This window comes from Mesorhizobium sp. WSM1343, assembly GCF_055901535.1.
The window spans coordinates 1,864,750-1,877,104 of the sequence record NZ_CM148370.1; the positions used below are offsets into that span (position 1 = coordinate 1,864,750).

12 protein-coding genes are annotated in these 12,355 nt (G+C 63.9%); 3 read left to right on the forward strand and 9 right to left on the reverse strand.

All coding sequences use genetic code 11. The features are described 5' to 3' along the window. The first annotated feature begins 51 nt into the window (after nt 1-51). A complete protein-coding gene (locus AC0NIL_RS09015; protein ID WP_473572583.1) occupies nt 52-1,656 on the forward strand; it encodes a GMC family oxidoreductase in 1,605 nt (534 codons plus the stop codon). A gap of 126 nt (nt 1,657-1,782) precedes the next feature. On the opposite strand, the gene AC0NIL_RS09020 is transcribed toward AC0NIL_RS09015, so the two are convergent. The 3 genes from AC0NIL_RS09020 to AC0NIL_RS09030 all read right to left on the reverse strand — a co-directional run bounded on the left by AC0NIL_RS09020 (nt 1,783) and on the right by AC0NIL_RS09030 (nt 3,616). Beyond that, on the reverse strand, nt 1,783-2,805 hold the full coding sequence (locus tag AC0NIL_RS09020) for a fatty acid desaturase (protein WP_013529567.1): 1,023 nt from the start codon (nt 2,803-2,805) through the stop codon (nt 1,783-1,785). Nucleotides 2,806-2,937: 132 nt separating this feature from the next. Beyond that, nucleotides 2,938-3,441 carry a hypothetical protein gene (locus tag AC0NIL_RS09025; RefSeq protein ID WP_473575039.1) on the reverse strand — a complete coding sequence of 168 codons (504 nt, stop codon included), beginning with the start codon at nt 3,439-3,441 and terminating at the stop codon, nt 2,938-2,940. Further along, nucleotides 3,416-3,616, reverse strand: coding sequence for a hypothetical protein (locus AC0NIL_RS09030; RefSeq protein ID WP_013529569.1), 201 nt, complete (start codon nt 3,614-3,616; stop codon nt 3,416-3,418). The genes AC0NIL_RS09025 and AC0NIL_RS09030 overlap by 26 nt, the downstream gene beginning before the upstream one ends. A gap of 239 nt (nt 3,617-3,855) precedes the next feature. On the opposite strand from AC0NIL_RS09030, the gene grpE reads away from it, so the two are divergent. Both grpE and AC0NIL_RS09040 read left to right on the forward strand, forming a co-directional pair. After that, entirely contained in the window at nt 3,856-4,491 is a 636-nt protein-coding gene (grpE, locus tag AC0NIL_RS09035) for a nucleotide exchange factor GrpE (RefSeq protein ID WP_013529570.1), read from the forward strand. Between the two features lie 136 nt (nt 4,492-4,627). After that, a complete protein-coding gene (locus AC0NIL_RS09040; RefSeq protein ID WP_275954517.1) occupies nt 4,628-5,260 on the forward strand; it encodes a trimeric intracellular cation channel family protein in 633 nt (210 codons plus the stop codon). A gap of 64 nt (nt 5,261-5,324) precedes the next feature. Here the strand turns inward: AC0NIL_RS09040 and olsB are convergent, their stop codons facing one another. From olsB to AC0NIL_RS09070, 6 genes are all read right to left on the reverse strand, one after another. Continuing rightward, the gene (gene olsB, locus AC0NIL_RS09045) at nt 5,325-6,200 is read right to left on the reverse strand and encodes a l-ornithine N(alpha)-acyltransferase (RefSeq protein WP_023812526.1); all 876 of its coding nucleotides are present in this window, start codon (nt 6,198-6,200) and stop codon (nt 5,325-5,327) included. Between the two features lie 182 nt (nt 6,201-6,382). Further along, nucleotides 6,383-8,674, reverse strand: coding sequence for a PAS domain-containing hybrid sensor histidine kinase/response regulator (locus AC0NIL_RS09050; RefSeq protein ID WP_027161326.1), 2,292 nt, complete (start codon nt 8,672-8,674; stop codon nt 6,383-6,385). Between the two features lie 141 nt (nt 8,675-8,815). Then, nucleotides 8,816-9,805 (reverse strand): acrylyl-CoA reductase (NADPH), encoded by a 990-nt coding sequence (gene acuI / locus AC0NIL_RS09055; protein ID WP_024502831.1) that lies wholly within the window; start codon nt 9,803-9,805, stop codon nt 8,816-8,818. Between the two features lie 53 nt (nt 9,806-9,858). Beyond that, nucleotides 9,859-10,347 (reverse strand): signal peptidase II, encoded by a 489-nt coding sequence (gene lspA / locus AC0NIL_RS09060; RefSeq protein ID WP_473572581.1) that lies wholly within the window; start codon nt 10,345-10,347, stop codon nt 9,859-9,861. A 13-nt stretch (nt 10,348-10,360) separates the two neighbouring features. Beyond that, complete coding sequence (locus tag AC0NIL_RS09065) at nt 10,361-11,218, reverse strand: TrmH family RNA methyltransferase (protein WP_063169012.1); 858 nt, start codon at nt 11,216-11,218, stop codon at nt 10,361-10,363. Then, entirely contained in the window at nt 11,215-12,309 is a 1,095-nt protein-coding gene (locus AC0NIL_RS09070) for an RsmD family RNA methyltransferase (RefSeq protein ID WP_473572580.1), read from the reverse strand. Before AC0NIL_RS09070 ends, AC0NIL_RS09065 begins: the two co-directional genes overlap by 4 nt. Nucleotides 12,310-12,355 lie beyond the last annotated feature (46 nt).

Sequence of the window (12,355 nt, forward strand, 5' to 3'; positions counted from 1 at the left end):
TTCTCTTGAGCTTCCGGATGGAAAATCCGGAATGATCGGGGAGGGGTCTTCATGCGTTACGACTATGTCATAGCCGGCGGTGGGTCCGCCGGCTGTGCGCTTGCCGCACGGCTTTCGGAAGATCCCTCGAAAACGGTCTGCCTGATCGAAGCTGGCGGTGAGGGCAGGGATATGCTGATCCGCGCTCCGGCTGGCATTATCGGTATGCTTTCCGGCCGGCCCAGGATCAACAACTGGGCCTTCGAAACCGTGCCGCAGCAAGGTCTTGGCGGCCGCAACGGCTACCAGCCGCGCGGCAAGGCGCTGGGCGGCTCCAGCGCCATCAATGCGATGCTCTATGTCAGGGGCCATCGCAGCGACTATGACGAATGGGCCGATCTGGGCTGTGAGGGCTGGTCGTGGGATGAGGTTCTGCCCTATTTCCGGCGCGCCGAAGGCAATGAGCGCGGCACTGATGCCCTGCATGGCGGGGACGGCCCGCTGAAAGTGTCGAACCAGCGCTCGCCGAGGCCAATCGCCAAGGCCTTCATAGAGGCTTGTGCCGAAAACCAGATTCGCGCCTCGGACGATTTCAACGGACCGGAACAAGAGGGCGCCGGCTATTTCCAGGTGACCCAATTTGCCGGTGGCGCCCGTAATGGTGAGCGCTGTTCGACTGCCGCCGCCTATCTCCATCCGGTGATGCAGCGGGCCAATCTGACCGTGATCACGCGGGCGCACGCCACAGGCATCGTCCTTGACGGCAAGCGGGCCACCGGTATCCGCTACCGGACACGCAAAGGCGAGGCAGTGGCGCAGGCGTCGTGCGAGGTGATCCTGTGTGGCGGTGCCTTCGGTTCGCCGCAGCTTTTGTTGCTGTCGGGTATCGGCCCGGCGGCCGAACTTGCCGTGCATGGCATTCCCGTCGTCCACGAATTGCCTGGCGTCGGCAAGAACCTGCAGGACCACCTCGATTTCATCGTCGGCTGGAGATCGAAGGACACCGATATGCTTGGCATGAGCCCGCGCGGCGCGTTGGGTTTCCTACGGCATATCGCGCAGTGGCGGCGGGATGGGACCGGGCTGATCGCCTCGCCGGCGGCCGAGAGCGGCGCTTTCGTTAAATCCGACCCGGCGCTTGAGCGCCCTGACCTGCAGCTGCAATTCGTCATCGGGCTGGTCGAAAATCATGCGCGCACGCTGCACTACGGCTTCGGCTTCTCCTGTCATGTCTGCATATTGCGGCCGCACTCGCGTGGCGAGGTTGGGCTGGCCAGTGCCGATCCACTTGCCGCGCCGCGTATCGATCCGCGCTTTCTCGGCGACCAGCGCGATGCGGAGCTGCTGTTGAAAGGCGTGAGGATCACCCGGCAGGTGCTGGCTTCACCGGCGCTGACGCGCTACCGGCACAAGGAAATGCACATCGCCGGCGAGCCAAGCGATGCCGATCTGATGACCCATATCCGTACCCGCGCCGACACGGTCTATCACCCGGTCGGCTCCTGTCGGATGGGGGTCGACGAGATGGCGGTGGTCGATCCGCAACTCAAGGTGCGCGGGCTTGAAGCCTTGCGTGTCGTGGACGCCTCGGTGATGCCGACACTGATTGGTGGCAACACCAATGCGCCAACCATCATGATCGCCGAAAAGGCCGCCGACATGATCAGGGCTGCCTGATAGGAGCTCCAGGCGCGGTGCCTATAGACTGGCGGTCGTTTTACTTTTCTTGGTTTGACGCAATTGCCCCAGGGAAAACGCTACGCGCTTTCCCTGGAAACCGTTCACCACTTCTGCTGGAATTGCTTAAGCCGCCGCCCGTGCCTCGCGGAACGACACCAGCTTGCGGCGGTTCTCGTCCCACAACGCCAGTTTAACGCAGCGCAGGCTTTCCAGCAGCGTGACACGGCCGATGTCGCGCAGCTCGGGATAATCCCGCAGCACTTCCTGCAACCGGTAGCACGGCACCTTGGCGGAGAGGTGATGGACGTGATGGACACCGATGTTGCCGGTGAACCAGTTCAGCACCGGCGGGAGGTCGTAATAGGACGATCCGTGCAAGGCAGCGTGCTGGAATTCCCAGTCGACATCCTTCGCCCATTCCGTTTCCTCGAACTGGTGCTGGACATAGAACAGCCAGATGCCGGCCGAACCGGCGAGGATGACGATCGGCAGGTGGACCACCAGGAACGCGCCGGGACCGACGAACCAAATGAGGATGGCTGCTGCGACCGCGATGCCAAGATTGGTGGTCATCGACGACACCCAAGGGGTCAGGCCGCCGCGCATCATGCCGACGGGCAGCCTTTGCTCGAAGATGAACAGCCAGATCGGACCGAGCCCGAACATCACCAGCGGGTGGCGATAGAGACGATAGGCAAGGCGGCCTCGCCACGACATCTGCCGGTATTCTGCAACGGTCAGCGTCCGGATGTCGCCCATGCCGCGTTCGTCAAGATTGCCGGCGCTGGCGTGGTGGGTCGCGTGGGCGCGCCGCCAGCAATCGTAGGGCGTCAGCGTCAGGATGCCGAGCGCGCGGCCGATCCAGTCGTCCGCGTAGCGATTGGCGAAGAAGGAGCCGTGGCCGCAATCGTGCTGGATCATGAAGATGCGCACCAGAAACCCGGCCGCGGGAAGGATGAGGATCAGTCCCCACCAATGGCCATAGGCATAGGCCGCCGAGGACAGGCCCCAGAGTATGGCGAATGGAATGAGAGTGATGGCGAGTTCGACGGTGCTGCGCCGCCTGTCAGGCTTCTTGTAGCGGGCGAGAATCTTCAGCCAGGCGCGCTTGCTGTTGGCGACCGTCTCAGGGGAAATCATGTTCATCAGGAAGCATAGGCGGGGTGCCTCGCCGCCGCAAGGCGACATCACGCAAAATTACTGTGCGTAATTGTCGCGTGGCCCGGCGGTCGAGCCTGCTGATGATTCTGAGCGTCAGTTTTCCGCTGAGGTCGATCGCTATTCGCGATCGAGGATGGGACAGCCGCGCTCGGTGCCAAAAGTCACGCGCACGCGGTCGCCACCCTGTCTGCCGCGGACTGTGATCTCCCGGCGGCCGACGGACTCTATCCTTGCGCGGCGGATGCCCATTCGGTCTGCCTTGTCGAGGGCTCGGTCCTCCGTGCAGCCTCGTCGACGGCGGTCGCGCCGGTCGTCGCGACGGGGGCCTTCGCAATCGTCATAGGCGGGGTCGCAATCTTCCATGAGCTTCAGCCGCGGGCCATGTTTGCCCAATTGCAGCTGCAGATTGTCTGCTTGTGCCGGAAAAGCCGCCAAGGTGATGGCGCCGAGGCCGACAAGCGCCATCAGCGATGAGGTGATCGAAACCTTGCGCACTACGTCCTCCATTTTGAACCACAACACATCTATCCTTAGATGGTTCGGCTCTCCCCGGCTATTGCCGACAGGAGGTTTGCTGCCAAGATCGATTGTTGCGTTAACGCCGGCGCCAGCCGATGTCACCGCGCTCCGCCCCATCGAGGCGGTCGAGCAGTTCTCGGAGCCGGTCGGGAATGTCGGCCTCGGTGCGGAAGGCCGGCAAGGTGCGTAGAAAGCGGGTCACCGCCTCGGCACCCAACTGGCGCCTGACCTCGATGGCCAGCCCTTCTGCCTTTTCGCCCGTGTTGCGGGTCATCATCTCAAAATCCTGTGTCGGCTTCGAAACTCCTCCAGCAAGGGAATGGTTCCCCCATCCTGCCTGTGGGGCAAGCAAAGCCGGCAGTTAAGGTAAAATTTGAATTAAAATCGAAATGTCTTGCCCGTCATTGTCCGGCCTTGGCCGGTGGCTTCCATAATCGCTTACCCCTTGATTTTTGGCTGCCAAACATCGATATCGGGCACAAAATCCACATCATTCGAGATTGACGGGAAACGGCGATGAGCGACCAGGCAAAAGACGAACGCGCGCCCGATGAAGTCGAGGCGACCGAGCCCGCAGCCGAGCGCACGGAAGGCAGCACCGACGGCGACTATGAAGCCCTTGTCCGGCTGCTGAAGGAAAATGAAGAGCTGAAGGACCGCGCGCTGCGCGTGGCGGCCGAGATGGAAAACCTGCGTCGCCGCACGGCGCGCGATGTGCACGATGCGCGCACCTACGCGGTCGCGAATTTCGCCCGCGACATGCTTTCGGTGTCGGACAATCTGCGCCGCGCGCTGGATGCGATTCCCGCCGAGGCCAAGGCATCGGGTGACGCCGGCTTCAAGGCGCTGATCGAAGGCGTCGACCTCACCGAGCGCGCCATGCTGTCGGCGCTGGAACGGCATGGGGTCAAGAAGCTCGCGCCGGAAGGCGAGAAGTTCGATCCCAATTTCCACCAGGCGATGTTCGAAGTGCCCAATCCGGACGTTCCGGCCAACACCGTGGTCCAGGTCGTGCAGCCGGGCTATTCGATCGGCGACCGCGTGCTGCGCCCGGCCATGGTCGGCGTCGCCAAAGGCGGTCCGAAGCTTGCCGCCGCTGAAGCGCCGGTCGAGCCGGGGCCGGTGAACGAGCAGGCTGAGAAAGATGCATAGTTAGGGGAGTAGGGGAGTAGGGGAGTAGGGCAGTAGGGCAGTAGGGCAGTAGGGAAAAGGGCAATCGCACCTTCCGTGCGGCTTCGTGCTAAACATACTGCCCTACTGCCCTATTCCCTTACTCCCCTGGCCTGCAATGAACCCCATCGCGCTTCTCGACTATGCCGGTGTCGCCGTCTTCGCGGCGACGGGGGCGCTTGCGGCTTCGCGTAAGCAGCTCGACATTATCGGCTTCCTGTTCCTGGCCAGCGTCACCGGGATAGGCGGCGGCACGCTTCGCGACGTCATCCTCAACCTGCCGGTTTTCTGGGTCGCCAACTCCGGCTATGTGCTGATCTGCGCCGCGGTTGCGGTGCTGGTCTTCTTCAGCGCGCATCGTGTCGAATCGCGCTGGAAATGGCTGCTCTGGCTCGACGCCATCGGGCTCGCCGCTTTTTCGGTGATGGGCGCGGCCAAGGGGCTTGCGATTACCGGCTCGCCGGTCGTCTCAGTCATCACCGGCGTGCTCACCGCCACTTTCGGCGGCATTCTGCGCGATCTCCTTGCCGGCGAGCCATCGGTGCTGCTCAGGCCCGAAATCTACGTCACGGCGGCCCTTGCAGGTGCCGGCCTTTACACACTTGGCGATCTTGCCGGATTGCCGCCGCTCGCCTCGGACCTTGCCGGTTTTGCGGCGGCGTTCGTCGTGCGCGGTGGTGCGCTCAAATTCGGCTGGTCGTTTCCGTCCTACAAGAGCCGGCCCGGCAGGCGGCCGGAAGATATTTTGTGAAAAGGAAGCGAATAGCGAATAGGGGTTGAACGAGATAGCTCCCGCTACTTTCTATTCGCCAGGCTCACGCAGCGAAGCGCTGGGCTTCGCCGCCATAATAGTTGACGTAGCGGGCGCCGATTTCCTTGACCGGCATCACAACGAACACATCGACCGTCGAGAATTCGCGATCGATGACGCAGCCATCGCCGATGCGGGCGCCGACGCGCAGATAGCCCTTGACCAGAGGCGGCATCGCGGCGATCGCCGCCTTGGCATTGACCGCCTCGATCGGCATCAGGTCCATCGAGCAGTAGCGCCCGGAGACCGCGCGCACGTCCCAGGCCGAATTTGTGCGGCAGTGGTGGGCGAGGTAGGTGAGCGCCTCGGCATGCGCCGCCGGCACGGTGCCGTGAAAAGAAGCGCAACCGGTCATCACACCGATTTCGTAATGGTTGATGTAGGCCCAGATGCCTTGCCACAACGCCTCGATGGTGCGTTTCGAGCGGTATTCCGGCAAGACGCAGGAGCGGCCGAGTTCCAGGAAACGCTGGCCGGGGTGACGGGCAATGAGCTTGGTCAGCTCGAATTCACCTTCGGAATAGAAACCGCCGGCGGTGGCCGCGATTTCTTGCCGCAGCAGCCGATATGTGCCGACGATACGGCGATGTTCGGGACCGGAAAGCGTAGTGTCCAAAACCAGCAGATGGTCGCAGAGTGGATCGAACCGGTCGGCGTCACGGCGATCATGAGCCTGGAACAGGTCCTTCCTGGCGCCAAGTTCGTCGTAGAACACCCGGTAGCGCACTTCCTGCGCGGCCGCGATCTCGGCCTCGTTGCGAGCGAGCCGCACTTCAAGATTGCCTATACGGCCCAGCGCCGCGCCCTTTATGACGGAATCGACGTTACGTCCGGCAAGCAAGGCGCTGCTGGCGTTCGGCCGAGTGTCACATTCCGGCATAACTGTATGCACGAGTGATTCTCCTTCGAGCCATCCCTCTTGGCACGGGGATACGGTGTAGGTGCAACAGGATTGTGACAGTACCGTGATACGACGTCGTGGGCAATACTTCGTCGGCTGGCGAATACGATCAACCGGCTACGTTTAAGTGATCGCCCGGTGCGGAACGGGCGGTGGAAAGCTCAGGCCGCGACGACCTGGCCCTCGACGGCATTGACCAGCGCCTCGGGGTCGAGCGGCTTGGTGACAAAGCCGCTGGCGCCATGGGCCAACACCGCATGGCGGGTCTTTTCCTGGCTGTCGGCCGACAGCACCATGATCGGCACCGGCCGCACAGCACTTTCTTCCTCATGGCGGCGGATGGCGGCAATCGCGTCCAGCCCGTCCATGACCGGCATGTGCAGATCCATCAAGACCACGTCGAAGCGGTCCTTGTGCGCGGCGCCGGTGACAGCCTCGACGGCCGCCTTGCCGTTGCCGACCACCCTGACGCGATGCCCGGCCTTCAGCAGCGTGGCGCGGGCCAGCATGGCATTGATGTCATTGTCCTCGGCGATCAGCACCGACAGGCCGCGCTGGCGGTTGCCGACGGCGCGCAGTGTCGGCGCGCCGCGCTTTTCCGGCTGCGGCGGGCCGAGGCTCGGAGCATGGCTGCTCAACAGTACACGCAAAAGTGTTCCGCCGCGCACCGGCCTGGCCAGGAAGGTTGCGTAGCCACTGGCGCGGAACTCGCCAAGCATGCCGCGATCTGTCGGCGCGATCAGCGTGATCGCCTCACAGTCGGAGAAACCGCTCTGGCGCAGGCGCTTGAGCAGCCTTCCGTCGCCTTCCTCCATCGCTGCATCGACCAGGATCGCGTCGCAGCCGGCGGCGAAAGGCGCGGCCTGTGCGGCGGTGGTGGCGATGTCGACCGCGCCGCCATTGGCGCGGATGGTGCGGGCGATGGCGTCGGCCTCGACGGCGTTCTTCGACAGGATCACCACGCGTCTGCCCGAGAGGGCATTCTGGCGGCCCTGCGGCGCTTCGGTGGCCGCTGTCGCAGGGACTTCGAAGACGAACTCGGATCCCTGGCCGAGCCGGCTGGATACCGAGATCGTGCCACCCATGGCGGCCACCAGGCGCCTGGAGATGGCAAGGCCGAGGCCGGCCCCGCCATGTGTGCGTGTCGACGTGCCGTCGGCCTGCTCGAACTCCTCGAAAATGCGCTCCAGGTCGGCATCATGCAGGCCCGGACCGGTATCGGCGATGGTAAAGCATATGCGGTCGCTGGTTTCGGTGCGTGCGCGTGCAATGCTCACCAGCACGCCGCCGCTGTCGGTGAACTTGATGGCGTTGCCGATGAGGTTGAGAAGCACCTGCCTGACCTTGCCTGGATCGGCGGTGATCAATTGCGGCACGTCGGGTTCGACATGACAACCCAGCCCGATATCCTTGGCGAAGGCGCGCGCCGCCAGCAATTCGATGATGTTGTCGGCGATCTCGCGCACCGACATCGGCTGCGGCTCCGGGTCGAAACGCCCGGCTTCGATCTTGGAATAGTCGAGAAGATCCTCGATCAGGGCAAGCAATGCGCTGGCTGAGGTCGAGACCGCGCCGACATAGGTCTGCTGCTCCGGCGACAGGCTGGTGTCGGCGAGCAACCTGGCCATGCCCATGATGCCGTTCATCGGGGTGCGGATTTCATGGCTGACGGTGGCGAGGAAACGCGATTTGGCCTGGCTGGCATATTCGGCCCGTTCGCGTGCGGTGATCAGCGAGGACTCGGCGCGTTTGCGGGCGGTGATGTCGCGGGCGATGGCGCGGTGCGAAACCGCGCCACTGTCCTTGTCGCGCACCGACAGTTCGATCCAGGAGAACCAGCGCTGCCCGCTCGGCGTGCTGATAGAGACATCGGTGGAACTCAGGCACTCATGGTCGGAAAAGGCGGCATCGGGAACCATGCCGACCTCAATGCCCAGTTCCGCCAGGGTCTTGCCGGCAAGATCGCGCTGGTCGATCTCGACGAGATCGGCGAAGACCTTGTTGGCATAGACGATGTAGCCGTCGCGGTCGCGATGGATGACAAGATCGCCAAGCGCGTCGATCAGGCCGCGAAAGCGCTCATCGCTCTCCTGCATCTCCCACATGCGGTCGGCCAGCGTCTCGATCTCGGCGCGGCTGCGGGCCGTGGTTTCGTCAAGAAGGGCGGCGGTGCGATGTTCGCTCCGCCTGGCGCGCAGATGCATGGCAAGGCCGGCTAGGCCGGTTGCGAGCAATGCAACGCTGATGAACATCGGTGCCCCGGTAAGGTGCGCCAGCCCGGCCATCACTACGATGGCGACGAATGTCAGAAAGGACAGGCCTTCGCGCCTGGAGAATTCCGGCTCGGGCACCAGCGGCGGCGCGGCGACGAAGCGCCGCGTCGACGCCGGCGGGAGCACCGCATCGACATCGTCGCCAGTGTCCGCCTGTTGGCTGCCGGATTGCGCGATCATGCGAAATTCTTGCCAGACAGAGCTTATGGAAAATTGCGGCGGATCGTTCCAATTTTAGCGGATGAGCGCTTTTTGCCGAGGCGCGGCGGGTTTGCCACCAGATCTGGCGATTGCATCCGCCCTTCCGGCAGTTGGGCGGAGTCACATATCCACGACGACGCGGCCGCGGATCTTGCCCTCGACGATATCGCGCGCGGCATCGACGATGCCGTCGAACCCGATGGTGCTGGACAGGCTGGCGAGCTTCTGCAGATCGAGGTCGGTGCCGATGCGGCGCCATGCCTCGAGGCGGACTGCTTTCGGCGCCATCACTGAATCGATGCCGAGCAATGAGACACCGCGCAGGATGAAGGGCGCGACGCTGGCCGGCAGGTCCATGCCGCCGGCCAGGCCGCAGGCGGCGACCGCGCCGCCATAGGAGGTCATCGAGAGCACATTGGCCAGCGTGTGGCTGCCGACAGCGTCAATACCGCCGGCCCAGCGCTCCTTGGCCAGCGGCTTGGCCGGCTGGGCAAGCTCCTCGCGCGAGATCACCTCGGCGGCGCCAAGGTCCATCAGAAAGGGGCTTTCGGCATTGCGGCCGGTGGAAGCAATGACATGGTAGCCGAGGCTGGACAGGATGGAGACCGCGACCGAGCCGACGCCGCCGGCTGCCCCCGTCACCACCACCGGGCCGCGATCGGGCAGGATGCCGTGCCGCTCCAGGGCCATGACACAGAGCATGGCGGTATATCCTGCGGTGCCGACGGCCATCGCGTCATGCGGGCTGATGCCTTGCGGCAGCGGCACCAGCCAGTCGCCCTTGACGCGGGCACGGCCTGCATAGGCACCGAAATGGGTTTCGCCGACGCCCCAGCCATTCAGCACGACCTTGTCTCCGGCGCGCCAGTCGGGATGCGAGGACGAAATGACGGTGCCGGCGAAATCGATGCCCGGCACCAGCGGCCAGCGGCGGATCACCGGCGCCTTGCCTGTGATCGCCAAGCCATCCTTGTAGTTCACCGTCGTTGCCTCGACCGCGACGGTGACATCGCCTTCCATCAGGTCGGCCTCGGTGAGATCGGTCACGGCGACCGACTGCTTTTTCTCGGCGTCACGCGAAACGAGGATGGCTTTGAAGGTTTCGGACATGTCTTTCTCCGCGATCTTGACGACATGAACTGTGCGGCGATGGCCGCACGGGGTCAATCCTTGGAAGGACTGGCTTTGGGTTCGCGCCGCCAGCCGAACAGCTCGTCGAAGACGACCAGTGCCGCACCAACCGAAATGAAGGCGTCGGCAAGGTTGAAGACGGCGAAGGACCAGACCGGCGTGTGGAACAGGAGGTAGTCGATGACGTGGCCGTAGACGGCGCGGTCGATCAGATTGCCGAGCGCGCCGCCGACGATCAGCGCAAAGCCGGTGCGGGCAAGGATCTGGGACGGCGCGATCCGCGTCGCCAGGAACAGCACGAAGGCAACGACGGCGAGCGAAATGACGATCAGCCCGGTGTCGCCGAAGGACGAGAACATCGAGAAGGCGATGCCGGTATTGTAGGTGCGAAACAGCGCCAGGAAGGGCAGCAGATCAACCTTCTCCTGAAAAGGCAGATCGGCCTCGACCAGGTATTTTATCCACTGGTCGAGCGCGATGGCCGCGACGACGAGCAGTGCGTAGGGAGACCATGATCTCACGGGCAGGCAACCTTCATTGCTGGTCCAGGATTGACTCGAGCTTCAGCGCGCCGCGCCGGATCTCGAACAGCATGATGCCGGTGGCAACGGCCAGATTGAGCGAATCGGCACGGCCCGCTTGCGGAATCCTGAGCAGCCTGTCGCAACTCGCAGCCAGGCTTTCGGGCAGTCCCTGCTGCTCGTTGCCCATCATCAGCAGCACGGGCCCGCGGGAAAAATCGACCGAGCGGTAGTCGACGGCGCCTTTCAGGTGGGTTCCGGCGACGAGGCCTGAAAACCCGCCTCGCCAGGCGAGGAAAGCCTCGGTTGTCGCCTTCGCCACCGGCACGGCAAAGATCGAACCCATGGTGGCACGCACCGTCTCCACGGAGAATGGATCAGTGGTATCGCCGACCAGGATGACGCCTTTGGCGCCGACGGCATCGACGGTGCGGATGACGGTGCCGAGATTGCCGGGGTCGCGCACCCGGTCGAGCGCCACCCAGACGTCGCCATTGTCAGCGCGGACATCCTTCAAGGCGAGGAATTTTTGCGAAAAGACGCCGACCACCATTTGCGGGTTGTCGCGACGGGTGATGGCGACCAGCACCTTCTCCGACACTTCGAGCACCATGCCGCCTGCCGCAACCGTGCGTGCGGCCACCTTCTCCACCGCAGCGTTGCCGCGCCCGGCCTTGGCGAAAACCAATGTCCTGATCTGCCAGCCGAGATCGAGCGCATCGATGACCAGCTTCAACCCCTCGGCCATGAAGGCGTTCTGCTGGTCGCGGAATTTCTTCTGAGCGAGCGCCTTGATGTCCTTGACCAGCGGATTGGCGAGGCTGGTGACCTCCTTCACCTGGCCGGGTGCGCCTGCATGCCGCTCGTTCATTCAGCCACCCAACGCGAAAACAATGAGGTCGATAGCGCCCGGCCGGCGGACTTTTCGCGGATGATCAACTCACCCGATTCAACCTTGCCGCCCATGCCGGCAAAGGTATCGCGCATCAGGGCGTGGATGGCGAAGAAGGAGGCGCGGATCGAGTAGGCGGTCAGCACCACGGCAAGCGGCTTCGGCGTCAGGATCGCCCGGCAGAGGTCGGTCAAATCGGGCAGGTCCTCGAACAATTGCCAGACCTCGCCCTTGGGGCCACGGCCATAGGCCGGCGGGTCGAACAGAATGATATCGTAGCGGCTGCCGCGGCGCTCCTCGCGCTCGGCGAATTTCACCGCGTCGTCGACGATCCAGCGGATCGGCTTGCTGCCGAGGCCGGCCATCTCCTGGTTTTCGCGGGCCCAGCCGATCGCCTTCTTCGAGGCATCGACATGGGTGACCTCGGCACCGGCGCGAGCCGCCACCAAGGAAGCGAGACCGGTATAGCCGAACAGGTTCAGAACCTTGACCGGCCGCTTCGCCGCCGCGATCAGCCCGGCCATGTGGTCCCAGTGGGAAGCCTGCTCGGGAAAGACGCCGACATGACGAAACGAGGTGAAACGGCCGAGATAGTCGATGCCGTCATGCTTCATCGGCCAGGTCTCGCCGAGCGGCAGCTTCGGGAAACGCCAGCGGCCGATCCCCTCCTCGTCGGTGTCTCCGGTGAAGACGGCGTCGGCGCGCTCCCATTCCTTTGCCGGCAAGGCCTTTTGCCAGATCGCCTGGCCCTCTGGCCGCACGATCCGGTAGGGGCCATATTGTTCGAGCTTCTGGCCGGTGCCGCTGTCGAGCAGCGCATAATCGGCATTGGGCGCCACTTCCAGGATCACGGGAAGATGTTCAGTGGGCAGAGCGCCTTCGCGGCGGGCCAGGATGCGCGACGCCGGGTTCGGTTCGGAACGATTTTCCGTCTTCGCCTCATGGCGCTCGCGCGGTGGCGCTTCCGGTCTGGCAGGAGCCTGGCCGGGACGCGGGCGTGACACGTCCGCCGCACTCATGGCGGATGGATGTGGACGGTTGTCGCGGCGTTTGTCGCGAAAAGACTTCAAGCGGGGGCAACTCCGAACGGCGTGGCCGCTTTTGACATAGGGCAAC

Coding starts and splice junctions, on each gene's coding strand:
- AC0NIL_RS09030 (WP_013529569.1), bottom strand. CDS start 3,616: ATGATGACCCGCAACACGGGCGAAAAGGCAGAAGGGCTGGCCATCGAG.
- olsB (WP_023812526.1), bottom strand. CDS start 6,200: ATGCCGGAATGTGACACTCGGCCGAACGCCAGCAGCGCCTTGCTTGCC.
- acuI (WP_024502831.1), bottom strand. CDS start 9,805: ATGTCCGAAACCTTCAAAGCCATCCTCGTTTCGCGTGACGCCGAGAAA.
- AC0NIL_RS09050 (WP_027161326.1), bottom strand. CDS start 8,674: ATGATCGCGCAATCCGGCAGCCAACAGGCGGACACTGGCGACGATGTC.
- AC0NIL_RS09065 (WP_063169012.1), bottom strand. CDS start 11,218: ATGAACGAGCGGCATGCAGGCGCACCCGGCCAGGTGAAGGAGGTCACC.
- AC0NIL_RS09020 (WP_013529567.1), bottom strand. CDS start 2,805: ATGAACATGATTTCCCCTGAGACGGTCGCCAACAGCAAGCGCGCCTGG.
- AC0NIL_RS09040 (WP_275954517.1), top strand. CDS start 4,628: ATGAACCCCATCGCGCTTCTCGACTATGCCGGTGTCGCCGTCTTCGCG.
- AC0NIL_RS09015 (WP_473572583.1), top strand. CDS start 52: ATGCGTTACGACTATGTCATAGCCGGCGGTGGGTCCGCCGGCTGTGCG.
- grpE (WP_013529570.1), top strand. CDS start 3,856: ATGAGCGACCAGGCAAAAGACGAACGCGCGCCCGATGAAGTCGAGGCG.